This is a genomic window from Caulobacter sp. CCG-8 (genome assembly GCF_037402475.1).
Classification (GTDB): domain Bacteria; phylum Pseudomonadota; class Alphaproteobacteria; order Caulobacterales; family Caulobacteraceae; genus Caulobacter.
Genome location: NZ_JBBEUD010000006.1, coordinates 146200 through 170349, shown reverse-complemented (window position 1 = coordinate 170349; position 24150 = coordinate 146200). Strand labels below are relative to the sequence as shown.

The 24150-nt window shown below is 69.0% G+C and carries 22 protein-coding genes and 1 tRNA gene; 14 read left to right on the top strand and 9 right to left on the bottom strand.

Annotation, left to right across the window (positions count from 1 at the left end):
• Window positions 1–146: 146 nt before the first annotated feature.
• The gene (locus WAE60_RS07825) at window positions 147–1103 is read right to left on the bottom strand and encodes a complex I NDUFA9 subunit family protein (RefSeq protein ID WP_337685651.1); all 957 of its coding nucleotides are present in this window, start codon (window positions 1101–1103) and stop codon (window positions 147–149) included.
• A gap of 156 nt (window positions 1104–1259) precedes the next feature.
• On the opposite strand from WAE60_RS07825, the gene WAE60_RS07820 reads away from it, so the two are divergent.
• From WAE60_RS07820 to ptsN, 9 genes are all read left to right on the top strand, one after another.
• A tRNA-Leu gene (locus tag WAE60_RS07820) sits at window positions 1260–1346 on the top strand.
• A gap of 244 nt (window positions 1347–1590) precedes the next feature.
• A complete protein-coding gene (locus WAE60_RS07815; RefSeq protein WP_029909714.1) occupies window positions 1591–2208 on the top strand; it encodes a ribonuclease D in 618 nt (205 codons plus the stop codon).
• 10 nt (window positions 2209–2218) lie between these two features.
• Complete coding sequence (lptC, locus tag WAE60_RS07810; RefSeq protein WP_051695285.1) at window positions 2219–2896, top strand: LPS export ABC transporter periplasmic protein LptC; 678 nt, start codon at window positions 2219–2221, stop codon at window positions 2894–2896.
• Between the two features lie 17 nt (window positions 2897–2913).
• The gene (locus WAE60_RS07805; protein ID WP_029909719.1) at window positions 2914–3504 is read left to right on the top strand and encodes an LptA/OstA family protein; all 591 of its coding nucleotides are present in this window, start codon (window positions 2914–2916) and stop codon (window positions 3502–3504) included.
• A gap of 18 nt (window positions 3505–3522) precedes the next feature.
• Window positions 3523–4281: an LPS export ABC transporter ATP-binding protein gene (lptB, locus tag WAE60_RS07800; protein WP_337685650.1), complete on the top strand. Its 759-nt coding sequence runs from the start codon at window positions 3523–3525 to the stop codon at window positions 4279–4281.
• Window positions 4282–4540: 259 nt separating this feature from the next.
• Window positions 4541–6046 (top strand): RNA polymerase factor sigma-54, encoded by a 1506-nt coding sequence (gene rpoN / locus WAE60_RS07795; RefSeq protein WP_337685649.1) that lies wholly within the window; start codon window positions 4541–4543, stop codon window positions 6044–6046.
• Window positions 6047–6134: 88 nt separating this feature from the next.
• Window positions 6135–6746: an exopolysaccharide biosynthesis protein gene (locus tag WAE60_RS07790; RefSeq protein ID WP_337685648.1), complete on the top strand. Its 612-nt coding sequence runs from the start codon at window positions 6135–6137 to the stop codon at window positions 6744–6746.
• Window positions 6747–6797: 51 nt separating this feature from the next.
• Window positions 6798–7430, top strand: coding sequence for a ribosome-associated translation inhibitor RaiA (gene raiA, locus WAE60_RS07785; RefSeq protein ID WP_029909741.1), 633 nt, complete (start codon window positions 6798–6800; stop codon window positions 7428–7430).
• Window positions 7431–7543: 113 nt separating this feature from the next.
• Window positions 7544–8014: a PTS IIA-like nitrogen regulatory protein PtsN gene (gene ptsN, locus WAE60_RS07780; RefSeq protein WP_029909744.1), complete on the top strand. Its 471-nt coding sequence runs from the start codon at window positions 7544–7546 to the stop codon at window positions 8012–8014.
• A gap of 254 nt (window positions 8015–8268) precedes the next feature.
• Here the strand turns inward: ptsN and WAE60_RS07775 are convergent, their stop codons facing one another.
• The gene (locus WAE60_RS07775; protein ID WP_337685647.1) at window positions 8269–8874 is read right to left on the bottom strand and encodes a peptidylprolyl isomerase; all 606 of its coding nucleotides are present in this window, start codon (window positions 8872–8874) and stop codon (window positions 8269–8271) included.
• 144 nt (window positions 8875–9018) lie between these two features.
• Between WAE60_RS07775 and WAE60_RS07770 the strand changes: the two genes are divergently transcribed.
• The gene (locus WAE60_RS07770; RefSeq protein WP_337685646.1) at window positions 9019–9507 is read left to right on the top strand and encodes a hypothetical protein; all 489 of its coding nucleotides are present in this window, start codon (window positions 9019–9021) and stop codon (window positions 9505–9507) included.
• A 46-nt stretch (window positions 9508–9553) separates the two neighbouring features.
• Here the strand turns inward: WAE60_RS07770 and WAE60_RS07765 are convergent, their stop codons facing one another.
• The 6 genes from WAE60_RS07765 to dapB all read right to left on the bottom strand — a co-directional run bounded on the left by WAE60_RS07765 (window position 9554) and on the right by dapB (window position 15377).
• Window positions 9554–9823, bottom strand: coding sequence for a DUF1150 family protein (locus WAE60_RS07765; RefSeq protein ID WP_029909753.1), 270 nt, complete (start codon window positions 9821–9823; stop codon window positions 9554–9556).
• A gap of 104 nt (window positions 9824–9927) precedes the next feature.
• Complete coding sequence (locus WAE60_RS07760) at window positions 9928–10353, bottom strand: Hsp20 family protein (protein ID WP_029909754.1); 426 nt, start codon at window positions 10351–10353, stop codon at window positions 9928–9930.
• 199 nt (window positions 10354–10552) lie between these two features.
• Window positions 10553–10912 carry a DUF1318 domain-containing protein gene (locus WAE60_RS07755; RefSeq protein WP_029909756.1) on the bottom strand — a complete coding sequence of 120 codons (360 nt, stop codon included), beginning with the start codon at window positions 10910–10912 and terminating at the stop codon, window positions 10553–10555.
• A 13-nt stretch (window positions 10913–10925) separates the two neighbouring features.
• Complete coding sequence (locus WAE60_RS07750) at window positions 10926–11102, bottom strand: YnbE family lipoprotein (RefSeq protein WP_012288956.1); 177 nt, start codon at window positions 11100–11102, stop codon at window positions 10926–10928.
• A gap of 35 nt (window positions 11103–11137) precedes the next feature.
• Window positions 11138–14461 carry a YdbH domain-containing protein gene (locus WAE60_RS07745; RefSeq protein ID WP_337685644.1) on the bottom strand — a complete coding sequence of 1108 codons (3324 nt, stop codon included), beginning with the start codon at window positions 14459–14461 and terminating at the stop codon, window positions 11138–11140.
• 118 nt (window positions 14462–14579) lie between these two features.
• Complete coding sequence (gene dapB, locus WAE60_RS07740; protein ID WP_337685643.1) at window positions 14580–15377, bottom strand: 4-hydroxy-tetrahydrodipicolinate reductase; 798 nt, start codon at window positions 15375–15377, stop codon at window positions 14580–14582.
• A 257-nt stretch (window positions 15378–15634) separates the two neighbouring features.
• On the opposite strand from dapB, the gene WAE60_RS07735 reads away from it, so the two are divergent.
• Window positions 15635–17923: an NADP-dependent malic enzyme gene (locus WAE60_RS07735; protein ID WP_337685642.1), complete on the top strand. Its 2289-nt coding sequence runs from the start codon at window positions 15635–15637 to the stop codon at window positions 17921–17923.
• 109 nt (window positions 17924–18032) lie between these two features.
• Window positions 18033–19130: a DUF3883 domain-containing protein gene (locus tag WAE60_RS07730; RefSeq protein ID WP_337685641.1), complete on the top strand. Its 1098-nt coding sequence runs from the start codon at window positions 18033–18035 to the stop codon at window positions 19128–19130.
• A 1019-nt stretch (window positions 19131–20149) separates the two neighbouring features.
• Here WAE60_RS07730 and WAE60_RS07725 read toward each other — a convergent pair.
• Window positions 20150–21628 (bottom strand): GMC family oxidoreductase, encoded by a 1479-nt coding sequence (locus WAE60_RS07725; protein WP_337685640.1) that lies wholly within the window; start codon window positions 21626–21628, stop codon window positions 20150–20152.
• A gap of 181 nt (window positions 21629–21809) precedes the next feature.
• On the opposite strand from WAE60_RS07725, the gene WAE60_RS07720 reads away from it, so the two are divergent.
• Complete coding sequence (locus tag WAE60_RS07720; RefSeq protein WP_337685639.1) at window positions 21810–23303, top strand: HWE histidine kinase domain-containing protein; 1494 nt, start codon at window positions 21810–21812, stop codon at window positions 23301–23303.
• Window positions 23304–23485: 182 nt separating this feature from the next.
• Window positions 23486–24130 (top strand): phosphoribosylanthranilate isomerase, encoded by a 645-nt coding sequence (locus tag WAE60_RS07715; protein ID WP_337685638.1) that lies wholly within the window; start codon window positions 23486–23488, stop codon window positions 24128–24130.
• Window positions 24131–24150 lie beyond the last annotated feature (20 nt).

The following is a 24150-nucleotide window of genomic DNA, read 5'->3' as shown; positions in this document are numbered from 1 at the left end:
CTTGCGGCGTGTCCCCATCAGCGCGCGCCGAGCCAAGGCCGGGGACACGCCGCGAGGGCATGTCCCCGTCCGCTGAACGAAAAAGCCGCGCCCAGTCGGAAGACCGGACGCGGCTTTTTGCTTTTCTCCCGTAGGAGAGGAGAGTCCTAGAACGCCCCCGCCGGGACCTCGGCGTACTGGCCGCCCTTGCGGTAGCGGTAGAGGTAGGACGGGACCACCGCCTCGACGGCGGTCGGGACGACGCCGGCCTCGGCCAGGCCCGGCAGGCCCTTGTCGGCCACGTTGTCGGTCTTCAGCGACTCGACCTGGTCCGACGTCAGCGGCGGGTTGATCGGCGACAGGTCGCCGACCTTGCCGATCAGGCCGGCGGCGAAGAACGGGATCGGGGCCAGGACGCGGTTGCGGCCGGTCTCGACCAGGATCAGCTCCATCAGCTCCTTGAAGCTGTAGACGGCCGGGCCGCCCAGCTCGTAGGTCAGGCCCTCGGCGGCCGGGCTGGCGACCGCCTTGGCGATCACGGCGGCCACGTCGCCCACATAGACCGGCTGGAACTTGGTCTCGCCGCCGCCGATCAGCGGCAGGGCGGGGACCAGGGCGGCCATCTGGCCGAACTTGTTGAAGAACTTGTCCTCGGCGCCGAACACGATCGACGGGCGGATCACCACCGCGCCCGGGAACGCGGCGCGGACGGCGGCTTCGCCCTCGGCCTTGGTGCGCTGGTACTTGGACGAGGACTTGACGTCGGCGCCGATGGCCGAGACCTGGACCAGGCGCTTGACGCCGGCGGCCTTGGCCTGCTCGGCCACGGTCTTGGCGCCCATCACGTGCAGGGTCTGGAACTTCTGGCGGCCGTTCTCCCACAGGACCCCGACCAGATTGACCACCGCCTCGGCGCCGTCGACCGCGCGGGCCACCGACGGGGCGTTGCGGACATTGGCCTGCACGACCTCGATCTGGCCGACATCGCCCAGCATGCGCATGCGATAGGCGAGGTTGGGATTGCGCACCGCCACCCGCACGCGATGGCCCGCCTTGGCGAGCGCGCGTACGACCTGGCCGCCGACGAAGCCGGAGCCGCCGAACACCGTGACCAGACCTTGCATGCGAAAACCTCTCTATCAAGTCGTGAGGCGGGGGATAGACGACCGCGAGGGCCTTCGCAATCGAAGCTGAAAAAAAGGCTGCGATTAGCGATTGACGCGGCCAGAACCTTTGCATAAACGTCCCGGCCTCGCGGCGGTCCACGGATCGCTCCGCAGGCCCAGGTGGCGGAATTGGTAGACGCGCTGGCTTCAGGTGCCAGTGACTGAAAGGTCGTGGAGGTTCGAGTCCTCTCCTGGGCACCACCCCCTACCAACCTTCGAAAGAAGGTCGGGGTGGCGCCGAAGCTCCCGGAACTCCAGGGGGCTCGAAAGCTTCCAAGACATGCTCACAAAATGATCCTGGCCCCCACGGGGGCCTAGCGACGGTTGTGACCAGGCGTTAGATATCCTGTTCATTCGGCCGACAGGGTCGGCGCCCCATTATTCAGGCGCATTCGGAATTCGCAGCGTCCGCGCGACGAGACCGAGGGCGCGGAGACGAAGAGACTTGGCCAACTTCCTGCATGAAGGCGATCTGCCCGCCGGCGTCTTCGACGGCGCGACGGCGGTCGCCATCGATTCCGAGACCATGGGCCTGCGCCTGGGCCGCGACCCGCTGTGCGTGGTCCAGCTGTCGTCGGGCGACGGCGACGCCCACGTGGTGCGCCTGGACCGCTCGACCTACGACGCGCCCAACCTCAAGCGCCTGCTGACCGATCCTTCCGTCGTGAAGCTCTTTCACTTCGGCCGCTTCGATATCGCCATGTTCCTGTTGCACTTGGGGGTCATGACGGCCCCCGTGTACTGCACCAAGATCGCCAGCAAGCTGGCCCGCACCTATACCGACCGCCACGGCCTGAAGGACGTGACGCGCGAGCTGGTCGGGGTCGAGCTGTCCAAGGTCCAGCAGAGCTCGGACTGGGGCGCCGACACGCTGTCGGCCGACCAGGTCGCCTACGCGGCCTCGGACGTGCTGCATCTCCACGCCCTGCGCGAGCGCCTCAACGCCATGCTGGTCCGCGAAGGCCGCATGGCCCTGGCCCAGGCGGCCTTCGACTATCTTCCCCACCGCGCGGCCCTGGACCTGGCCGGCTGGGAAGACGTCGACATCTTCGCGCACAGCTGAGGCGGGCGGGATGACCACCCTCGAGGCCGACCGGGCGGGATACAGGCGGGACTTGCGCCGCTGGCGCCGTCGTTCGCGCCGCGTCCACCTGGCGCGGGTGGTGCTGCCGGCCGCCATGGTCGCCCTCCTGGCCACCGTGGGCGGCCAGGTGGCCTGGCGCTCGTTCACCGCCGGCGACCGCCGGCCGGCCGAGAGCAAGGCCCAGATCCGGATGGTCACGCCGCGCTTCTACGGCCAGTCCAGCGACGGACGGCCGTTCATCATCACCGCCCGCTCGGCGGTGCGCGACGAGAACGACCTCAAGCGGGTGTTCCTGGACGCCCCGACCCTGACCCTGGGCGTGGGCAGCCCCGCCCCCACCCGCTCGACCGCCGACCGCGGCGTCTATCGCGAAGACACCCTGATCCTGCAGCTGTACGGCAACGTGCGCATGGACGACGGGGCCGGCTATCGATTCGCTTCGGACGAGGCCCTGGTCGACACGCGCAACGGCAACACCACCGGCGAAACCACGCTGCAAGGCGAAGGTCCAACTGGACAGGTGCAATCCAACGCCTACTCCGTATATGACAAGGGCGACCGCATCATCTTCCGGGGCGGCGTCAAGACGCGCATCGACCGGAAGACGGGTGAGGCCGTTCCCGTGCAGGCCCAAAGTCCGGGTCAGAACACGGGGACGCCGGAATGAACATGAGGACGTGGTTGATGAATCGATGGATGGCGCCGACGGCGATCGCCTTCAGCCTGCTGAGCGGCCCGATCCTGTTGGGCGGCTCGGCCATGGCCCAGACGACGGCCCCCGCGCGAGGCAACGACTCCAGCGCGCCGGTGGACATCTCCGCCGACGAGCAGGAGGTCATCAACAGCCAGTGCAAGACCATCTTCCGCGGCGCGGTCGAGGTCCTGCAGGACAAGGCCCGCATGCGGGCCGCGACCATGACCGTCTACAACCGCCGCAAGACGCCGGGTAAGACCTCCTCGCCCACCGGCAACAACGACTGCGGCGACGTCGACCGCGTCGAGGCCGACGGCAACGTCTTCTACGTGACGCCCGAGCAGACCGTGCGCGGCGACCATGCCGTCTACGACTACGCCACCGACACCATCGTGGTGACCGGCGACGTCGTGGCCGTCCAGGGCCAGGACGTGGCCCGGGGCGACCGCATGACGATCAAGACCAAGACCAACGACGTGAAGATGGAATCCAACGCCACGGGCCGCGGCAAGCCCCGTGTGCGGGCGGTGCTCTATCCCGACCAGAACAAAGACAAGAAGCCCGCCGCCGGCAAGCCGTAGGATCTCATGGCGTTTTCGATGCAATCCCTGAACGTCGACGCCACGGCCAGCGAAGGCCTGTTCGTCGACGCCATCGGCAAGTCGTTCGGCGACCGCCCGGTCGTCAAGAGCGTCTCCCTGCGCCTCAAGCGCGGCGAGGTCGCGGGTCTGCTGGGCCCCAACGGCGCCGGCAAGACCACCTGCTTCTACATGATCACCGGCCTGGTCGCCGCCGACTACGGCTCGATCTACCTGGACGGCGAGGACATCACGTCCCAGCCGATGTTCCAGCGCGCCCGCATGGGCGTGGGCTATCTGCCGCAGGAAGCCTCGATCTTCCGGGGCATGACGGTCGAGCAGAACGTCATGGCCGTGGTCGAGATGCGCCAGAAGGACCAGCGCAAGGCCCGCGACCATGTCACCGAGATCCTGGAAGAACTGCGGATCACCCACATCCGCAAGTCGCCGGCCGCCGCCCTGTCGGGCGGTGAGCGCCGCCGCGTGGAAATCGCCCGCGCCCTGGCCAGCGAGCCGTCGTTCATGCTGCTGGACGAGCCCTTCGCCGGCATCGACCCGCTGGCGATCTCCGACATCCGCGAGGTGGTCAGCTACCTGAAGAACCGCGGCATCGGCATCCTGATCACCGACCACAACGTCCGCGAGACGCTGCAGATGGTCGATCGGGCCTCGATCATCCACGCCGGCGAGGTGCTGTTCGAAGGCGCCCCGCAGGAGATCATCGACAACCCCGAGGTCCGCCGCGTCTATCTGGGCGACAGCTTCGACGAGCGGGTCTAGGCGCCCTCGCCGCGCCCGCCGGGCAAGATTTAACAGGCCGCGCGTTCCGTCACCCGGAGCGCGCGGCTTTTTCGTTGCGGCTCCGGAAAACTAAAAGTGTCGCCAGATCAGTGACTTGACGCCCGATGCCGGGAAAAGCGCCGGTCTTCGCGGACGGAAGGTCGCAGTGGCCCGCTTTTTGCTGGCGTTGGCGCCCCGTTAACCAAACTGGCCGTTCAATGGCGATCAACAGGTTCGTTGATTTGCCCAGGAGGGCGCATTGGCTCTCGGCCACAGATTGGAGCTTCGGCAAGGCCAGGGCCTTGTCATCACGCCGCAGCTTCAGCAGGCGATCAAGCTCCTGCAACTGTCCAACCTCGAGCTCGACGCCTTCGTCGAGGCCGAGCTGGAGCGCAATCCCCTGCTGGCGCGCGACGACGGCCCGGCCGAAACCGAGCGCGCGGCCGAAGAGCCCGCCGAACGCGCCACCGAGAACCTGGGCCTGGACGCCGTGTCCGACAGCGCCGCCAGCAGCCAGATGGACGCCACCCCCGACGACGTCTCGCCCGGCGAGCGCGCCACCGGCGACGGGACCGAAGCGGGGGCCGAGCAGGCCGGCGGCCAGATCGACTGGTCGCGGGCCGGCGGCGGCGGCAGTTTCGAAGGCGACGACAATTACGAAGGCGCCCTCTCCCGCGCCCCGACCCTGGTCGAGCACCTGACCGAGCAGCTGGCCGTGGCCGGCCTCTCGGCCGCCCGCAACGCCGTGGCCGCCGTGCTGATCGACGCGGTCGACGAGGCCGGCTACCTGCGCGCCGACCTGCTGGAGGTGGCCGAGCGCCTGGGCTGCGGCCTGGCCTTCGTCGAAGAGGTGCTGACGGTCCTGCAGGGCTTCGAGCCGGCCGGCGTCATGGCCCGCGACGTGCGCGAGTGCCTGGCCCTGCAGCTGAAGGACGTCAACCGCTACGACCCCTGCATGGCCGCCCTGCTGGACAATCTGGACCTGCTGGCCCGGCGCGACATGAACGCCCTGCGCAAGGTCTGCGGCGTCGACGACGAGGACCTGCGCGAGATGGTCGCCGAGATCCGCGCCCTGACCCCTCGCCCCGGCGCGGCCTTCCACAGCGACCCGCCCCAGACCCTGGTGCCCGACGTCCATGTGCGCGAGACGCCCGGCGGCCTGTGGCACGTGGAGCTGAACACCGACACCCTGCCCCGGGTGCTGGTCGACCAGCGCTACCACGCCCGCGTCAGCAAGGGCGCGCGGACCGACCAGGAGAAGACCTTCGTCTCCGACAGCTTCGCCACCGCCAACTGGCTGGTCAAAAGCCTCGACCAGCGGGCCAAGACCATCCTGAAGGTCTCCAGCGAGATCGTCCGCCAGCAGGACGGCTTCCTGGCCTACGGCGTCGAGCACCTGCGGCCGCTGAACCTGAAGACCGTCGCCGACGCCATCGGCATGCACGAGTCCACCGTCAGCCGGGTGACCTCCAACAAATACATCGCCACCCCGCGCGGCGTGTTCGAGCTGAAGTACTTCTTCACCTCGGCCATCCAGTCGTCGGAAGGCGGCGAGGCCCACTCGGCCGCCAGCGTGCGCCACAAGATCAAGGGCCTGGTCGAGGCCGAGAAGACCGAGGCCGACGTCCATTCCGACGACCGGATCGTCGAGATCCTCAAGGAAGCGGGCGTCGACATCGCCCGCCGGACGGTGGCCAAGTACCGCGAAGCCCTGCGCATCCCCTCCTCGGTCGAGCGTCGCCGCCTGATCAAGGAAACCGCCTAGGGTCCGGAGAAACCCTGGGACAGGATGCGGGGGCGTGGTGCGAACGGCCGCGCTCCGCGTTTGATCAGGGCGTGACTGAAGGCGAAGCATGACCACCGAGAGTTTGTCCGACGTCATCGAGGGGTTCGGCGAGGACACCCGTCCCGTCCTGACCGTCGGCCAGATGCTCGAGCAGTTCGACAGCCGCGCCTTCGGGGCCATGCTGCTGGTGTTCGGCCTGCTCAACTGCCTGCCCCTGCCCCCCGGCTCGTCGACGATCCTCAGCCTGCCGATCTTGTTGCTGGCCCCGCAGATCGCCTGGGGTTCCGACATCCCGTGGCTGCCGCGCAAGCTGATCCACCACCCCCTGAAGCGCGACGACCTGCGCGGATTGTTCCGTAGACTGACGCCGATCGTCCGCCGGATGGAGCTGGTCACCCGCCCCCGGCTGGGCTTCCTGTTCGGCCCGGTCGGCGAGCGGCTGATCGGCGTGGTCTGCACCCTGCTGGCCCTGGTGCTGGTGCTGCCGATCCCGCTGGGCAACCTGGCGCCGGGGGCCACGGTGGCCGTCCTGGCCCTGGCCCTGCTGCAGCGCGACGGGCTCCTGGTGCTGCTGGGATACCTGATGGCCGCCGTCAGCGTGGGCCTGCTGGTGGTCAGCGCCGGGGTCGTGGCGGCCGCCGTCGAACGCCTCCTCCACATGATTCCGGGGCTGCTTTAAGTCGCTTTTGCGACGCTTGACACCGAGCCGGGACAGGCGCGTTGATAGGCCATGCAAGTCCAAATCTCCGGCAAGCATGTCGACGTTGGTGAGGCTCTGCGAGCGCGAGTCTCCGACGAAATCGCCCTGAGCATCGGCAAGTATTTCGACCGCGGCGGCGACGCCGATGTCGTGATCAGCAAGGAGGGCTTCGCCTTCCGGGTCGATTGTTCGGTCAAGCTGGCTTCGGGCCAGCAACTGATCAGCCACGGAGCGGGCGGCGACGCCCACGCGGCCTTCGACGCCGCCCTGGCCAAGATCGAGACGCGCATCCGGCGCTACAAGCGACGACTTAAGAGCCACTCGATCGCCGCCTCCGCCAAGCAGGCGGAAAACGCGGCGATGTACGTGCTGCGGGCTCCGGACAGCGACGATGTCGACGACGACGACTGGAGCGTCGAGGAGGAACATCCCGCCGGCGCGCCGGCCGGCATGATCATCGCCGAGACCCAGGCCTCGTTGAAGATCATGACCGTTTCCATGGCGGTCATGGAACTGGACTTGACCGAGTCCCAGGCAATCGTGTTTAGGAACGCCGCCCACGACGGTTTGTCGGTGGTTTACCGGCGGGCTGACGGAAATATCGGCTGGATCGACCCCGAACGCACCAAGTCGCTGAACGGGCACGCACCAGCCGTTAGCTGATCGAACCTCGGGTCGGTCGGCGCGTTCTGGTAGGCTCCGTCTCTCAAGCTTCGAGTGTCCGGGGCTTGAGGCGGCGACATGCGCGACGACCGACTGCGAGCGAGTTCCACACCATGACCATCGGCGATCTACTGGAGCCCGGCGCGGTCACTTTGCGGGTCAGCGCCGCCAACAAGCGTCAGGTCCTCGGCGTGATCGCCGACGTCGCCGCCCGCGCGTTCGGCGTCGACGCCCACGAAGCCCTGGAAGGCCTGGTCGAGCGCGAGAGCGCCGGATCGACCGGCGTGGGCCAGGGCGTGGCCCTTCCGCACGCCCGGCTGGCCGACATCGACCGCGTGCGGGCGGTGTTCGTGCGCCTGGAGACCCCGGTGGCGTTCGGCGCGGTGGACGACAAGCCCGTCGACCTGCTGGTGGCGCTGTTCGCGCCCAAGGAAGCCGATTCCAGCCACCTGCGCGCCCTGGCCCGCGTCTCGCGCCTGATGCGCCAGCCCGAGCTGCGCGAACAGCTGCGCAAGGCCCGCTCGGCCGACGCCGTCCACGTGATGCTGACCCAGGCCCACGAGAGCAAGTCCACGGCGGCGTGAGCGAATTTCACCCTCTCTCATAGAGAGAGGGAAGGGCCCATGGCGAAGCCATGGGAGGGTGAGTGGTTTCACCCTCGGCAAGCAAACCCAGAGCCGTTGAAGCCCCCAAGATGACCCGGCCTCCGCATCATCGATGCGGCCGGCGTTCCACGCTGCCCTGTCGGCGCCTTATCCTGAGAGATTATAACCTCTCACCCTCCCACCGCCTGCGGCGGCGGGCCCCTCCCTCTCTCAAAGAGAGAGGGATTCCATCCCTAAACCCGCTTCATGCTCAGGATCTTCACCGGCGGGTTCAGCATCTGGCCCTTCATGGCCGGGTACAGGGCCGGGCCGTCGGCCTTCAGGGCCAGGATCTTCTTCACGACGTCCAGCCCCTGGACCACGCCGCCGAAGGCCGCGAAGCCCTCGTTGTCGCCTTTGCCGCCCGGTTGCGCATCCAGATAGGGCTGCGGGGTGGCGCAGATGAAGAAGTCGCAGGTGGCCGTGCCGGGCGCGTTGCGGGCCATCGAGATGGTCCCGGCCCGATGCTTGATCCCGGTCAGGCGGGTGCTTTCGTGGGCGATGGGGGCGAAGCGGCGCACCCGGTCGGGCGGCCCGCCCTGGATCGAGCCGGCGCCCTTGACGCCCTTGGTCTTCGACGCGCGGTAGAAGGTCCCGCCGTCGTACTTGTGGGCGTCCACATAGCGCAGGAAATTGGCCGAGGTGATCGGGGCCTTTCTGTCCTCCAGCTCGACGACGATCGTCCCGTGGTCGGTCTGGATCGCCACGCGGGGCTTGGACGGCGCGGCCCAGGCGGGGGCCGCCACCAGCAGCCCGGCCAGACCCAACAGCCCCCGGCGGCCGATATCCGTGTCGCTCATCCGTCGTCCTCGCCTGTCTCCGACCGTGACGGCTTACCGCGCCCGGGCGCGATCGTCGACTGGCCGCGCCCCGGCTTGTGGGCCCTCGCGCCGGACTGCTAAGGACCACCGACCGACGATCCGTCGGCCACGGGGGCCTATTCGATGTTCAAGACGCTTTTCGTCGCCGCCGGGCTGATGGCCCTGATCGGCGCGCCGACCGCCGCGCAAGCCCAGCTGCAGACCGAGCCGCTGGCGGAAGGCCGCCCCTGCGCCTATGCCGACGTCGTCGGCCTGTGGGAGAGCCAGGTGATCGTCGCCAAGGAAGCCGGCGCGGAAGAGCTCAGCGCCCGCCTTCCGCGCGACTACATGCGGTTCAAGGCCGACGGCGGGATGATGTATTACGGGACCGACCGCGCCGAGACCGACGTCCCGACGATCCAGAAGAAGCTGGACGACTTCGACGCCACGGACGGGGCGACCTACCAGGCCGAGATGCTGTCGCCCGGCCTGCTGCTGCTGCGTCGGGACGGCGCGCCGTTCCAGGGCTTCACCTGCACGGCGACGACCGACGCGGCGGGCAAACCCGCGTTCGTCCTGACCCATCTGAAGGGGATGCCCGCCCTGCGGCGGGTGCAGCGTCGGCTCGACTAGAGCCCCGCTCGGGCCGGCCTGGAGGGGCCGGCCCGGATCGTAGGGCTTAGTGCACCGAGACCGGCGCCAGTTCGTGGGCGAGGGCGGCGGCGACGGCCGCGTCCTTGTCGGTCAGCACGGCCAGGCGCGCGCCGTCGGCGCGGAACACCGCGTACAGGGTCTGGTCTGGCGACAGGTCGACCTCGTCGGTCACGCCGACGGGGACGTCGGCCAGGATCTCGGCCGCCTTGATCGGCCGGACGTAGACCAGGTCGGGTGCGCCCAGGGCCGCGAAGGCTTCGGCGGAGAAGAACGGGGTAGCGGGGTTAGGTGTCATAAGACCACCTCCTTCGGAAAGGGAACGCCCCGTGTCGCGTCTCGGTTCAGACCGCGACCGTGGGGAACATCCTGGGAAAAGCTTGGCTGGAACGGCTTCGGACCTCAGCCGACCGAGCGGATCGGGATGCGGCGGACCAGCCGTTCGGGTTCCGGACGGGCCAGGTCCACGTGCAGAAGGCCGTGCTCGAGCGTGGCGGCCGTGACCTCCATGCCCTCGGCCAGCACGAAGGTGCGCAGGAAGCCTCGGGCGGCGATGCCGCGGTGCAGATAGGCCTTGTCGGCCTCGGGCTTGCCCTCGCTGTCGCGCCGTCCGGCCACCACCAGCTGGCCGCCTTCGACGGTCACCTGCAGCTGGTCGGGCGAGAAGCCGGCCACCGCCAGGGTGATGCGCACCCCGCCGTCGTCCGATTGCTCGACATTGTAGGGCGGATAGCTTTCGGCGGCGGCCTTGGCCGCGCGCTCGATCAGGTCTCTGGTGTGCTCGAAGCCCAGCAGGAAGGGGCTGTCGAACAGGATCGTCCGGGTCATCGCGAAGTCCTCGCTCAAGCGACTTCGTTCGCCGGACACGACCCAACAGCGGCGCCGCGTCCAACGACGTGACAGTTACGTGGCGATGCGCGGGGGCGGGTTCAAGACCGTGCGTGGAGATGGGGACACACACTCACGGCACGGCCGTGCGAGGTCGGCCGAAGCCTTCGCGTGAGTGTGTGTCCCCTCCTTCGTCCGCCTACTTCTTCGTCCAGCCGCCATCCAGCGGCTTCCAGTACTGGCCGGGGGCCAGGCGGGCGTAGAGCTGCTTGGCGGTGGCCTGGCCGGCGGCTTCGGCGGTGACGCCGGTCTTGCTGGCGGTGTCCTTGTAGACGGCCGCGCGGCCGGCGTTGATCTCGGCCACGGCGGCGCGGGTGGCGGCGTCGCCGCCCGAGACGATGCCCAGGAAGCCGTCGGCCTGTTCGCCCACCGTGCCGGCGGCCTTGCCGGCGTCGACGGCGGCCTTGGCGGCGGCGGACTGGGCGAAGGCGGGAACGGCCAGAGCCACGGCGCCCATCGAGGCGGCCACGGCCAGGATCGTCATGGTCTTGCGGATCATGTCGGTTCCTCTCTTAGAACAGGTTGGGGTTCTGCTGGATCAGCGTCTGGACTTCCTTGTCCAGTCGCACGCGCACGTCGGCGTCCAGCTTGGCGTAGATGTTGATCGGGTCGACCTTGACCCGCACCGTCGGGGTGCACGCCGCGAGGGCGCCCACCGCGAGGAGGGGAAGGATCAGGGCGCGCTTCATGGCGGGTGTCTCCAGTTCGGGGGAAATCTGACGATTCAACGCTGAACCGTTGCTGAACGTGGCGCGGGCTCCGGGGCGGGGCCTGGGGCCGGCTCCGGAACCGGCGTCGGAACGGGGACGGGGACGGGGGCCTCCGGCGCGCTTTCCTGCCAGCCGCGCTTCCAGGCCGCCAGAAGCTCGTCGAAGTTCAGCGAGGTGTCCAGGGTCAGGTCGACCGGGGTCTTGGCGGGCAGGGGGATGCGGCGGTTGAAGGCGCTGCCGTTCAAGAGCTCCATCAGCCCGATCTTGGCCTTCTCCGGCACCTTCGGATCGTGCTCGCCCTTGATGTGGAAGAGCACGCCCAGCCGGCCCTTGTCGGTGCTGCTCACCCCGGCCTCCAGGGTGTCGAACCGCAGGTTCTCCATGGCCTGGTAGGCGAAGTCCTGGATGGCGTTGACCGGCGCGTCCTTCTTGACGGTCAGGGGGTCGTTGGGGTCGACGCCGCCCTGGCCGGCCTGCACGCCGGTCAGGGCCGTGCGGGCGATCGACAGGCGACCGGGGCCGGTCGCATAGATCTTGCCGTCGACGAAGCGGAAGCCGGCCTGGTCCATCTCGAACGGCAGGCGGCCGTCGATCGTCGCCTCGACAGCGACCTTGTCGGCCAGGGACGAGCCGGCGACCAGCTGGCCCAGGTCCAGGCCCGCGATGTCGACCACGCCCTTGGTCGCGCCCTTGCCGTCCAGGGCCAGGTCCAGCGGCTCCAGGGTGATCCTGCCCTTCGACGCCTCGAAGGTCGCGCCCTCCAGGCGCAGGGCCTCCGCCCCGAGGGCGAGGCTGGCCCGCACCGACTGGATGGGCACGATGGCGTCGACGCTGTCGACGGTCAGCACCTGGCCGGGCGGGCTGGTCAGGGGGGCCAGGCTGTCGAAGACGATCTCGCCCTTCAGCCGGTGGACCTGGCCCAGCGGGCTGCGGAAATCCAGGCCCGGGGTCGAGACCTTGCCCTGGCTGGTCAGGACCTCGTCCGCCCAGTTGAAGCGCCCGGTGAAGACGACGGGGCCCTCGGCGTCGCGGGCGATGGCGGCCAGGGGCGTCAGGCCCAGGGGCTGCAGCCCGCCCTTGGCGAAGACCAGCCTGGTGGCGTCGATGTCGGCCTGGCCCCGGCCGCTGGCCACGTCGTGGCGGATGGTGACCCGGCCCAGAGGACGGCCGTCCAGGGTCTTGCCGTCCAGCCCGCCGGTCCACTGGCCGCGCGCCAGGTCGACCTCGCCCGTCGCGGCGATGGTCTCGAAACGCTTGCCCTCGGTGGAGGCCTCCACGACGCGGCCGCCGGTGACCTCGACCTGGGCGGTGTCGAAGCCGCGGCCGCCGCCGACGAAGCTGGCGTCGACGCCCTCCAGCCGCGCCTGGGCGACATTGACCATCGCCGCGCCGTCCTTGACCAGGGCCGAGGCCCGCCAGACCCCGCCGGCGGCGACCACCAGGGGCTGGGCGGCGGGGCAGAGCCTGAACGTCACGTCGCTGATCGGCGGCTCGCCCATGGCGATCGCGCGGGCGGTCATCGGCGTGCAGCCGTTCAGCCGCAGGATCAGCCCGCCGCCGCCCAGCTGGGCCCGTCCCGACAGGGTTCCGGCCACGCCCATGAAGGGCGGGACGTCCAGGCTGCCTTCCGCCGTGACGTCGCTGGTCAGGCCCGAGGCGTCCGAACGCCAGCGGGGCGCCGTCAGGGTGATCTCGGGCAGGCCGCCGCCGCCCAGGGCCAGCGTCGCCCGGCCGTTCGCCGTCCCGTCCCGCGCCGCCACCAGCGGACCGCCCGGGGCGCTCAGCGTCGCCCGGGCCCCGCCCGGCGCGGTCAGGGCCACGGGGCGGGGCAGGGACAGGGTCGTCTGGCCGCCGGTGATCCCCAGCTTCAGGGCCGGGGCCGAGAGTTCGAAGCGCGACAGGGCCCGGGCCGCGGCCTGGCCGTAGGCGGGATTGGGCAGGGCGGCGCTGATCCGCGCGGCGTCGGGACCGCTCATCGCCCCGTCGGCGTCGGCCCGACCGTCCAGGGCCAGGGCGATCCCGTCGGTCCCCGCCGAGAACCGGCCCTTGCCGTCGGCCGCCAGGCTGGACAGCACCACGCCGCCCGCCGCCACGCGCCCGCCGCCCAGGGCCACGCTCAGCGGGCCGCTGATCGAGGTGCGGGCCTTGTCCGACACCAGGGTCAGGCTGGGCGACTGGACCTCGAGCGCCGAGCGCGACAGCGCCGCGGGCCCGGCCACCGCCCGGTCGGCGTTGGCGGCCAGCCGCGTGCGGGCCGAGCCGCGCAGGCCGGAGGCGTCATAGGTCAGGGCCAGGTTCGACAGGTCCAGGTCCGCGCCGATGTCGCGGCTGTCCAGGCCCGCGCCGGCCGTCAGGCGCTCGCCGCGGGCGTGCAGGGTGGTCTTGCCGGTCAGGCCGCCGTGCTTGAGGTCGCCGCTCAGCAGGCCGGCCACCACCAGGTTGGCCTCCAGCCCGCCCAGGCTGGCGGCCTCGACCTCGGCGCCCCGGGCCGTCAAGGCCAGGCGCGCCTCGGCCGGCCCGACCATCGAGAGCGCCTTGAGGTCCGGATAGGTCAGGTCGGCCTGCAGCGAGCCTTGCGCCTCGGTCAGGTCCAGCTGGCCGGCGCTGAGGGTCTTGACCCCCAGCTGGACGTCGAGGTTCAGCCGGTCGCCGCGCTTGCGGGCCCTCAGAACGGCGCCGTCGGTGTCGAACGACAGGGACGGCGTCGCGTAGTGCATCGGGCCCAGCCGGCCGTCGAAGCGCAGCAGCTGGCCGTCGTCCAGGCTGGCGTCGCCGGTCAGGCGGGCCGGACCGCCGGGGGTGCGCAGCAGCACCCGGGCGTCCTCGATCAGGATGGCCGGGCCGGGCGTCTCCGGCTGGGCCGGCGACTTTAGCGCCTCGTCGATCAGCGGCTGCAGGGAGCCGAAATTCAGGCCGTTGGCGTCGAGCTGGGCGTTGACGCGTGGCCGCACCAGCCGCACGGCCCGGGTGTTCAGGGCGAACTTGCCGCCCGTCCAGGGCGAGGCCAGGTCGTAGGCCACCTCGATCCGCTCGGCCGAAAACACCGGCGCGTTCTTCGGGCCCAGGCGGATGGCGCCGGCGAAGCCCGTGGCGTCCAGGTCGTCCAGGTCGAGGGTGGCCTCGATGCCCTTGTCGTTCAGCCAGGCCAGGGCCAGCTCGCGGCTGATCTCGCGGCGGCCGGCATAGGTGGCGAAGCCCAGCGCGATGAAGGCGAGGGCGGCCAGCGACATCGTCTCCAGCACGATGTCGACCAGGGTCGCGCCCGCGACCTCCACGATCTCGGCGGGGGAGGACGCCTCGGCGTCGGGGTTCGTCTCTGGCGGTGGGGGCTCGGCCATCAGGGCGCACAATGCCGCAAGCTGCGGCGATTGTTAGGCCCCTTAGCGCTTTCCAGCGAAGCTAAAGCCCGTTCACGTAGGGAAAGCGCGTAAAACAAAGGTCCAAAGGATCTTCGATCTAGTCCTGAAAGCCCAGCACATCCTGCATGTCGTAGAGGCCGGGTGCCTTGCCCTTGACCCAGACGGCGGCCGCCACGGCGCCCCGCGCGAACAGGCCCCGGTCGGTGGCCGAGTGCGACAGGGTCAACACCTCCTCCTCGCCGGCGAAGATCACGCTGTGTTCGCCGATGATCCCGCCGCCGCGCACCACGGAGAAGCCGATCGCCCCTTCCTTGCGCGGGCCGGTCATGCCGTCGCGGCCGCGGTCGGCCACCTGGCCCAGCCCCACGCCGCGCCCGTCGGCCGCCGCCTGGCCCAGCATCAACGCCGTACCGGAAGGCGCGTCGACCTTGCGCTTGTGGTGGGCCTCGTAGACCTCGACGTCCCAGTCCGAAGCGGGCAGGGCGGCGGCGGTCTGGCGCACCAGGCCCATCAGCATGTTCACGCCCAGGGAATAGTTGCCCGACTTGACGATGGCGACCTTGGTCGCCGCCGCCGCGATGCGGGCGTTCTGGTCGTCGGTGAAGCCGGTCGAGCCGATCACCAGGGCCGGCCCGCCGTTCGCCGCGGCGTGCTCGGCCAGGGCCACCGAGGCCTCCGGAATGGTGAAGTCGATGGCCACGTCGGCGCCCTTCAGGGCCTCGTCGCGTTCGAGCAGGCCCTCACCGGTCGCGCCCGGACGGTCGAAGCGCGAAAAAACCACCGCGTCGGATCGTCCGGCCAAGGTCTTGGCCAGGGCCTGGCCCATCCGCCCGAGGGCCCCGGCGAGCGCAATGGTAACGGTACCTTTTTGCGGAGCTAAGTCGTTCTGGCTCAAGGCGATCTCCCGGGGTCGACGCGGGCGGTAGTCTCCCGACACGCCCCCTCAGGTCAAGCCAAACTCGGGCCCGATGACAACGTTGGACAGGCGTAAATCCAAGCAGAACAAGCGTTTGCGGCCGAAAACTTACGCCGAGTAAGGTTGTGACGCCCCCGCCCGGTCGCTACGGTGCGCCCATCATAAGGACGCGTCGCATCGTTCGACCCGTCCACACCGTGTGACTAGCAGGACAGTACAGGACAGGGGGACGCCGCATGAGCGACGCGGAAAAGAAGACCTTCACCGACGAGGAAGCGCTGAACTTCCACCGCTATCCGACCCCCGGGAAGATCGGCGTCGTCGCCACCAAGCCGATGGCCACCCAGCGCGACCTGTCGCTGGCCTACTCCCCCGGCGTCGCCGTGCCGGTCCACGCCATCGCCAAGGACCCCGACGCCGCCTACGACTACACCTCCAAGGGCAACCTGGTGGCCGTGATCAGCAACGGCACCGCGATCCTGGGCCTGGGCGACCTGGGGGCCCTGGCCTCCAAGCCGGTGATGGAAGGCAAGTCGGTCCTCTTCAAGCGCTTCGGCGACGTCGACTCCATCGACATCGAGGTGACCACCAAGGACGCCGACGAGATCATCACGGTGGTCAAGAACATCGGCGTCACCTTCGGCGGCATCAATCTGGAGGACATCAAGAGCCCCGAGTGCTTCCGCATCGAGACCGAGCTGCAGGAGCTGCTCGACATCCCGGTGTTCCACGACGACCAGCACGGCACGGCGATCATCTGCGCCGCCGGCCTGATCAACGCCTGCCACATCACCGGCAAGCGGATCGAGGACGTGAAGGTGGTCCTCAACGGCCCCGGCGCGGCGGGCATCGCCTCGCTGGAGCTGATCAAGGCCATGGGCGTCAAGCCCGAGAACGTGATCGCCGCCGACAGCAAGGGCGTGCTCTATCGCGGCCGCACCGAGGGCATGAACCAGTGGAAGAGCGCCCACGCGGTCGACACCCCGCTGCGCACCCTGGCCGAGGCGGTCAAGGGCGCCGACGTCCTGCTGGGCCTGTCCGCCAAGGGCGCCTTCACGCCCGAGATGATCGCCAGCATGGCCCCCAATCCGGTCATCTTCGCCATGGCCAATCCCGATCCGGAGATCACCCCCGAGGAGGTCCACGCGATCCGCAAGGACGCGATCATGGGCACCGGCCGCAGCGACTATCCCAACCAGGTCAACAACGTCCTGGGCTTCCCCTACATCTTCCGCGGCGCGCTCGACGTGCGGGCCCGGCGCGTCAATCACGAGATGAAGATCGCCTGCGCCAACGCCCTGGCCATGCTGGCCCGCGAGGACGTGCCCGATGAGGTGGCCGCCGCCTATCACGGCCGCCAGCTGAAGTTCGGCCCCAACTACATCATCCCTTCGGCCTTCGACCCGCGCCTGATCTGGTACGTGCCGCCGTTCGTGGCCCAGGCGGCCATGGACACCGGCGTCGCCCGCCGGCCGATCGCCGACATGGACGCCTATCGCGCCAGCCTGGCCCAGCGCCTGGACCCCACCGCGGGCTTCCTGCAGAAGATCAGCGGCGCCGTGCAGGCCAATCCCAAGCGCATCGTCTTCGCCGAGGGCGAGGACCCGTCGGTGATCCGCGCCGCCTACGCCTTCCAGACCGGCGGCTTCGGCAAGGCCATCCTGTGCGGCCGCGAGAACCTGGTGCACGAGAACATGAAGGTGGTCGGCCTCGATCCGGCGACCGCCGGCCTCGAGATCGTCAACGCCCGCCTCAGCGACCGCAATCCGGACTATGTGGACGCCCTCTACAAGCGCCTGCAGCGCCAGGGCTACCTGCGCCGCGACGTCCAGCGCCTGATCAACCAGGACCGCAACAGCTTCGCCGCCTCGATGGTCACCCACGGCGAGGCCGACGGCATGGTCACCGGCGTCACCCGCAGCTTCGACCAGGCGCTGGAGGAGGTGCTGCGCGTCATCGACCCGGCCCCCAACGGCCGGATCATGGGCATGTCGGTCGTCCTCGCGAAGGGCCGCACCGTGTTCGTGGCCGACACCAACGTCACCGAGCTGCCCGACAGCGACGAGCTGGTCGAGATCGCCCTGGAAGCCGCCCGCGCCGTCCGCCGCCTGGGCTTCAAGCCGCGCGTGGCCTTCATGAGCTACTCCACCTTCGGCAACCCGATGGGCGAGCGCTCCGACAAGGTGCGCGAGGCCGTGGCCATGCTCGACGAGATGGACGTCGACTTCGAGTACGAGGGCGAAATGCCGCCCGAACTAGCCCTGGACCCGGAAAAGCGCGCCAACTACCCGTTCATGCGCCTGACCGACAGCGCCAACATCCTGATCATGCCGGCCATCCACTCGGCCTCGATCGCGACCAAGCTGGTGCAGAGCCTGGGCGGGGCGACGGTGATCGGGCCGGTGCTGCTGGGGCTGAGCCACCAGGTGCAGATCGCGCCACTGTCGGCGTCGGTGTCGAAGATTCTGAATATGGCGATGATGGCGGCGTACGAGCCGGCGGGGGATTTGGAGGCGGGTGAGTAGGGGGCGAAAGAGCTTGTTCAGCCGTCCGATCTCACCCCCAGGGTCAGATCGGAACCGTAGTATGCGACGCTACTCTGGCCTTCAATGCATGCGGTGGTGGCCAGCATAAATGCCCGACTACAAGGATTTAGCCAGTAGACGAGCCGTGTTGGCGGCGATGGCCAGCCATGACGAGATGGGCCGAGAGGCTTTTCTCACGACTTACCGGTACGGTAAGGCAGAGAGCTATTTCGTAACGCACGAGGGCAAAAGCTACGATAGCAAAGCTATCGTCGGTGTTGCTTACGGCCTGCAATATCCTGACCGCGGGCCGTTGGATTCGGACAGCTTTTCAGGCGGGCGGGGCCATGCCGCTGGTCATTTGTCTAGGCTCGGCTTCGACGTAGCAGGGATTACGCGGCCGGAGACGGACTGGTCGCTCAAGGAGGTTGAAGCGGTTGTCACCCGCTTCTTCAGGATGTTCGTTCAGCAAGGCGCGCCCGATTACAATCGGTCGGGCCAACTAAAAATAGCGGCTAGCGAAATCCCCTGGCGCAACGACAGTGCGATCAGCCGTAAGATCAGTAACATCAATGCAATACTGGCAGAGATGGAGTTGCCGTTGCTCCGGGGCTTTGGCCAACTCCCCAATAGCCAGACTTTATTGCGGGCCGTTGTCTACGACTGGATCACAGTCAACGAGGACGTGTTTGGCGCAGCCCCCGTCCCAACGCCATTGCACGACGCCTCGCGCGAAACACCTCCGCCCAAAAGCAAGACGATGGAAGCTGTGCGTAGTGCCCGGGGGCCAGTCCGTATCGACTTTGCCGCGAGCGATGAACGCAACAGACTACTTGGCAATGCAGGCGAGGCTTGGGCACTAGCTCAAATAAAACAGCAACTTATAGACGCCGGTCGACCTGACCTCGCGGCCAGGACCATCTGGATGTCCCGAGTTGTTGGTGACGGCCTTGGATATGACATTTCCTCCTTCACCACCGAAGGCCTGCCGATCCAAGTGGAGGTTAAAACCACAAACGGCGGTTTAGCTGCGCCCTTCTTCGTCAGCGCCAATGAGGTCCAGGCATCCGCCGACGCGAGGGATGCATACGTGCTGATGCGCATCTATAGCTTTGCTAGCGAGCCTCGCTATTACCGATTGGTGGGTCCACTTGAGACAACCTGTCAGTTGCGCCCCGCAACCTACCGAGCGTTGCCGGCAAGCTAAGGCCATCCGCCCTTCAGCGGATGACGCCACGTCCTGAAACCCTTGGTGGAATGGGAGCTCTGGGGTCTGACCGTGTCAAGGATCGCCTCTGGCGACCTTTGGCGGCGACCGCGTCGCGGCGGCGCGGCGCGCCGTCCTTGACACGGTCAGACCCCAGAGCAGGCTCGCCACCATGGATTTCAGGGCGCGGCCTGGCCGCCGTGGGCGGTCCGGCGGGGTGAGGGGGGTGAACCGAACGGGGACGCGCACTCACGGCACGGCGTCGCTCAGTTCACGCAGGGCCAGGTGTGAGTGCGTGTCCCCCAAGTCGTCCGCTGAGCTTGGGGGCTGGTCCTGTGGCGGCGTGGCCGAAGTGGGGGACACGCACTCACCCGGGCGTCAGGTGCGATCCGGTGAGGTCTTGCCGTGAGTGCGCGTCCCCGGTCGGGCGACTTATGCTCGGCGGATAGCGGATGAACTCCAACGATTTCAACGCCCCGAACTTTTTCGACCGAACTTATCCTCACCCTTCCAGCCGCCCGCATAATCATCCCACCTCGACGCGGGAAAGGGCGCATGGCCAGCGACCGATGCGGCGGCGGGGGCGATCGAGCGGGAAGCTCTGTCGGCGGGCCCTTCTGCTTGAGTAGAGGCGGGACCCAAACTTCAGTCTCTGGTGCCGGTCGGGCGTGGTCCACAGATACGACGTGACTGAAGGTCGATGAAGCAGCAGGCGGGCGGACGACGCCCGCGGTCCGGGATCAGGCGCGTTGGCCTGACCTGCCCGTCGCGGGCGACAAGGCGCGGCTCCAACAGGGCCTATCGCCGAGGGCTTGCGGATAATGGTCGCGCGGAGCGAACGGGCTTCGTCGAAACGGTTACTCCTCAAACACTCCGGACGATGTCCGGCGCTCCGCAGCCCTTTCCATCAGCTCACAGCCCAAGGCGTGAGGTCGAAAACTCGTGGCTCACCGACTTGCCCCCACCTGGCGGCTTCGCCGCCTGTCGCGGCGAGGGGGCGGAGGACGCCGCGCCGTCGCTCAATGCGGTTTCAGCTTCCCGATCAGATGCTCCGCCAGCCGGATCGACAGGGTGATGATCGTGAAGGTCGGGTTCGAGATCCCCGCCGAGGGGAAGGCCGAGGCGCCGGCGACGTACAGGTTGTCGAGGCTGTGGACCTTGAGGTCGGCGTCGACCACGCCGTCGGCCGGGTCGGCCGACATGCGGGCGGTGCCGATGTGATGGCCGTTGACCACCACCTGGCGGGTGATCGCCGCCCAGTCGGGGAAGGTGACCCGGCCGCCCAGGCCGGCGACCGACGCCTGGAACAGGGCCGTGGTCTTCTCGTAGGTGACCTGGTCGCGGGGGTCGAGCTTCCAGGTGATGTGGGTCTGGGGCTGGCCGAAGACCTTGTCGCGATACTTGGGGTCGGTGGCCAGGGCGATCTGGCTGCCCGGATTGGGAGCCATCTCGTAATAGTACTGGCCGCCGTTCCACCAGAACCAGCAGCTGCCGATCCCCAGCTTGCGCTGCTGCTCGGCGTCGGGCTGGAAGCGGCCGGTGACCCCCACGCCGTTGGCGTCGTTGAAGGTGGCCGCCCGGGCGCCGGCCATGCCGACGCCGTCCATCAGCCGCTGCTGGTCGTAGGTCAGGTAGCTGCCGCTGACCCCGATGACGTTGCCGCTCAGCGGGTGGCACATGAAGGTCTTGCCCACCTGGCCCGTCTCATTGCCCGCGTCCGACAGCAGCAGCAGGCGGGCGTTCTCCACCGCCCCGCAGGCCAGGACGTAGATGTCGGCCTTGACCGTGAACTCGGTGGCCGCCTTGGGGACCGGGTTGCTGTCGTCCATGCTGGCCACGCGCAGGCCGTTCACCTGGCCGCCGGCATGGTCGATCTCCAGCAGGCTGGCGTTGAGGATCACGTCGCAGGCGCTGTCGCCGATCGTGCCCTGGCCCTCGAACGAGCGGGTGGCGAAGTTGGTGCCGGGCATGAACTGGTACATGGCAACCTCGAAGCCCGGCAGCTTGGGCACGTCGGCGTGCAGCACCTTGGCCCAGTACTCGGCGGTGAAGTCGTCGTGCAGGTCGCAGAAGGCCGCGGCCTTGCTGTAGAACGGGTCGAGGTCGGCGCGGGTGATAGGCCAGCCGGGGAAGCCCGGCCGCTTCTCGAAGCTGACCGCGTCCAGCGGCCGCGACTGGCCGCCCCAGTGGGTGGAGGTGCCGCCGAAGAACCGCTCGCGCTCCGACGGACCGCCCCGCACGCCCGGATAGCGCAGGATCAGGAATTCCCGCTCGTTGCCGGTGAACAGCCCGTCGGCCAGGCCGTCATAGAGCAGGGCCTTGTCGGCCTGGCTGGCGGTATAGCCGGGATAGACGCGCGAGCCCTCGATCAGCGTGACCTTCAGGCCAGCCTTCTGCAGGAACCAGGCCGTGGTGATGCCCGCCGGGCCGGAGCCGATGATGCAGACCTGCGTGCTGACCGTCTCGCCGTTGGCGATGTCCTTGCCGTTCCGGATCATGTTCCACCCTTGAGTTGAGCAGAGTCATGATTGCTATTTTTAGATGTGTCAGGCAAGCGTGCAACCGACGATGGAGGCCCGTAGGGTCGCGATCCGGCGCTGCGCGGGATTGCCCCATCGACAGCCGGCCCCGCCTGGGCATGATGGGCCCACCGCGAACGAGTCCGAGTAAAGGAGCGCGATGACCGCGCGATCCCCGACCGAGACCCAGGACGCCCCTCAGACCGCGCCGGAGGTCGGGGCCGCGCCCTCGCCCCTGGCCGCCTCGCCCAGCGTGACCACCGCGCTGAAGCACGCGCCGATGGGCATCGCCATCTTCGACGACCAGATGCGCTACCTGGCCGCCTCGCGCCAGTACCTGACCGACCAGAACATGTCGCCCGACACCCCGCTGCTGGGCCGCCGCCACTACGACGTCTTCCCCGAGATCCCGCAGTTCTGGCGCGACAAGCACGCCCAGGTTCTGGCCGAGGGGGTCGAGCTGCGCGACGACGAGGGCGAGCGCTATGTCGACCGCAACGGCGACGTCCACTGGGTGCGCTGGTCGATGGCCCCCTGGCGGCACGACGACGGCCGGATCGGCGGGCTGGTGCTCTATACCGAGATGGTCACCAAGGCGGTCGAGGCCAAGCACCGGCTGCAGGCCGCCGAGGCCCGCTACCGCGCGGTGTTCGACCAGGCGGCCATGGGCGTGGCCCGGGTCTCGGGCTCGGGCCGGTTCCTGGAGGTCAACGACCAGTTCTGCGCCATCACCCGCCACGACCGCGAGACCCTGCTGGCCTCGACCTTCATGGACATCGTGCGCGGCGAGGACACCGTCACCGCCGTGGTCACCCAGGGCCAGGCCCTGTTCGCCGGCGAGATCGACACCTACACCGTCGAACGCCGGGTGGCCGGCGACCGCGACGACGGGGTGGTCTGGGTGCACGTCACCGCCTCGCGAGTGGATCCCGGCGGCGACGCGCGGCCTTACCTGGTGGTGATCATCTCCGACATCACCGCCCGCAAGCAGGTCGAGGCCGAGCAGCAGCACTACCAGGGCCAGCTGCGGCTGCTGATCAACGAGCTGAACCACCGGGTGAAGAACACCCTGGCCACCGTGCAGTCGATGGCCAGCCAGACGCTGAAGAACGAACCCCACCCGCTGGTCGCGTTCGAGAAGTTCGAGTCCCGGCTGATGGGCCTGTCCCAGGTGCACGACGTGCTGACCCGCGAGAGCTGGCACGGGGCGGGGCTGTGCGACGTGGCCGAACGGGCCCTGGCGCCGTTCACGCCGCCGTCGCCCGACGGCGAGCCGGGGTGCAAGCGCCTGGTCATCGACGGCCCGCCGGTCTGGCTGGCGCCGGGCGGGGCCCTGACCATGGCCCTGATCTTCCACGAGCTGGCCACCAACGCCCTGAAATACGGCGCCCTGTCGAACAACGACGGCAAGGTGGTGCTGAGCTGGACCTACGACGCCGACACCCGCGACCTGGCCCTGACCTGGACCGAGACCGGCGGCCCGCCGGTGGTCCCGCCCACCCGCCGCGGCTTCGGCTCGCGGCTGATCGAACGCAGCCTGCGCGGCGAGTTGAAGGGCGCGGCCACCATGGACTACCGGCCCGAGGGCCTGGTCTGCGCGATGCGGGCGACGCTGTCGGAGGCGGTGGAAGGGGTTTCGCCGTTGGGAGGCTAAGCGGCGAACACTTGCCCCCTACGGACCGCTTCGCGGTCGCCTTCCCCCGCAGGGGGAAGAGCGCGAGTGCGAAGGCTCCGCCCCCTACGGGGGCGGACAGGCGGCGAAGCCGCCAGGTGGGGGCAAGGGGGTGAGCCGCTGACCCCTTGCGCTGGCCCTTCCCCGCACGTAACTCCCCCGTCATGACCACCAAGGCCAAGATCTGCGGGCTCTCCACGCCCGAGACCGTCGCCGCCGCCGTGACCGGCGGCGCGGCCTTCGTCGGCTTCGTGTTCTTCGCCAAGAGCCCCCGCAACCTCGAGCCCGAGGCCGCCGCCCGCCTGGCCGCGCCGCTTCGCCAAACCCCCGTCAAGACCGTGGCCGTCACCGTCGATCCCGACGACGCCCTGGTCGACCGCCTGATGGCCACGCTGAAGCCCGACCTGATCCAGGTGCACGGCAAGGAGACCCCCAACCGGGTCCGCGAGATCGCCCAGCGCTCGGGCGCCGGGATCATCAAGGCCTTCTCGGTCTCCTCGCCCGCCGACGTCGACCAGGCCGGCGCCTTCGACGGCGTGGTCGAGCACCTGATGTTCGACGCCCGCCCCGTGGAAGGCTCTGCCCTCCCGGGCGGAACCGGCGCAAGGTTCGACTGGAGCCTGCTGGCGGGCCGGCGATTTTCTCGCCCGCATTTCCTGGCCGGAGGGCTGGACCCGTGGAACGTGGCCGAGGCGATCAAGGCTTCCGGCGCGCCCCTGGTGGACGTTTCCTCTGGCCTTGAGCGGGGTCCCGGCCTAAAGGACCCGGCTCTGATCACGGCGTTCCTGGACGCCGTCAAACGCGCCTGACGATTTGCCTGACCCTTTGG

Excerpts from the sequence above, each read along its gene's own strand:
- lptB (WP_337685650.1), top strand. The coding sequence starts at position 3,523 with ATGCAATCCCTGAACGTCGACGCCACGGCCAGCGAAGGCCTGTTCGTC.
- WAE60_RS07770 (WP_337685646.1), top strand. The coding sequence starts at position 9,019 with ATGTTCAAGACGCTTTTCGTCGCCGCCGGGCTGATGGCCCTGATCGGC.
- WAE60_RS07805 (WP_029909719.1), top strand. The coding sequence starts at position 2,914 with ATGAATCGATGGATGGCGCCGACGGCGATCGCCTTCAGCCTGCTGAGC.
- lptC (WP_051695285.1), top strand. The coding sequence starts at position 2,219 with ATGACCACCCTCGAGGCCGACCGGGCGGGATACAGGCGGGACTTGCGC.
- WAE60_RS07760 (WP_029909754.1), bottom strand. The coding sequence starts at position 10,353 with ATGACCCGGACGATCCTGTTCGACAGCCCCTTCCTGCTGGGCTTCGAG.
- WAE60_RS07790 (WP_337685648.1), top strand. The coding sequence starts at position 6,135 with ATGACCACCGAGAGTTTGTCCGACGTCATCGAGGGGTTCGGCGAGGAC.
- raiA (WP_029909741.1), top strand. The coding sequence starts at position 6,798 with ATGCAAGTCCAAATCTCCGGCAAGCATGTCGACGTTGGTGAGGCTCTG.
- WAE60_RS07825 (WP_337685651.1), bottom strand. The coding sequence starts at position 1,103 with ATGCAAGGTCTGGTCACGGTGTTCGGCGGCTCCGGCTTCGTCGGCGGC.
- WAE60_RS07735 (WP_337685642.1), top strand. The coding sequence starts at position 15,635 with ATGAGCGACGCGGAAAAGAAGACCTTCACCGACGAGGAAGCGCTGAAC.
- WAE60_RS07720 (WP_337685639.1), top strand. The coding sequence starts at position 21,810 with ATGACCGCGCGATCCCCGACCGAGACCCAGGACGCCCCTCAGACCGCG.
- WAE60_RS07725 (WP_337685640.1), bottom strand. The coding sequence starts at position 21,628 with ATGATCCGGAACGGCAAGGACATCGCCAACGGCGAGACGGTCAGCACG.
- WAE60_RS07755 (WP_029909756.1), bottom strand. The coding sequence starts at position 10,912 with ATGATCCGCAAGACCATGACGATCCTGGCCGTGGCCGCCTCGATGGGC.
- ptsN (WP_029909744.1), top strand. The coding sequence starts at position 7,544 with ATGACCATCGGCGATCTACTGGAGCCCGGCGCGGTCACTTTGCGGGTC.
- WAE60_RS07730 (WP_337685641.1), top strand. The coding sequence starts at position 18,033 with ATGCCCGACTACAAGGATTTAGCCAGTAGACGAGCCGTGTTGGCGGCG.
- WAE60_RS07775 (WP_337685647.1), bottom strand. The coding sequence starts at position 8,874 with ATGAGCGACACGGATATCGGCCGCCGGGGGCTGTTGGGTCTGGCCGGG.
- WAE60_RS07715 (WP_337685638.1), top strand. The coding sequence starts at position 23,486 with ATGACCACCAAGGCCAAGATCTGCGGGCTCTCCACGCCCGAGACCGTC.
- WAE60_RS07765 (WP_029909753.1), bottom strand. The coding sequence starts at position 9,823 with ATGACACCTAACCCCGCTACCCCGTTCTTCTCCGCCGAAGCCTTCGCG.
- WAE60_RS07745 (WP_337685644.1), bottom strand. The coding sequence starts at position 14,461 with ATGGCCGAGCCCCCACCGCCAGAGACGAACCCCGACGCCGAGGCGTCC.
- WAE60_RS07750 (WP_012288956.1), bottom strand. The coding sequence starts at position 11,102 with ATGAAGCGCGCCCTGATCCTTCCCCTCCTCGCGGTGGGCGCCCTCGCG.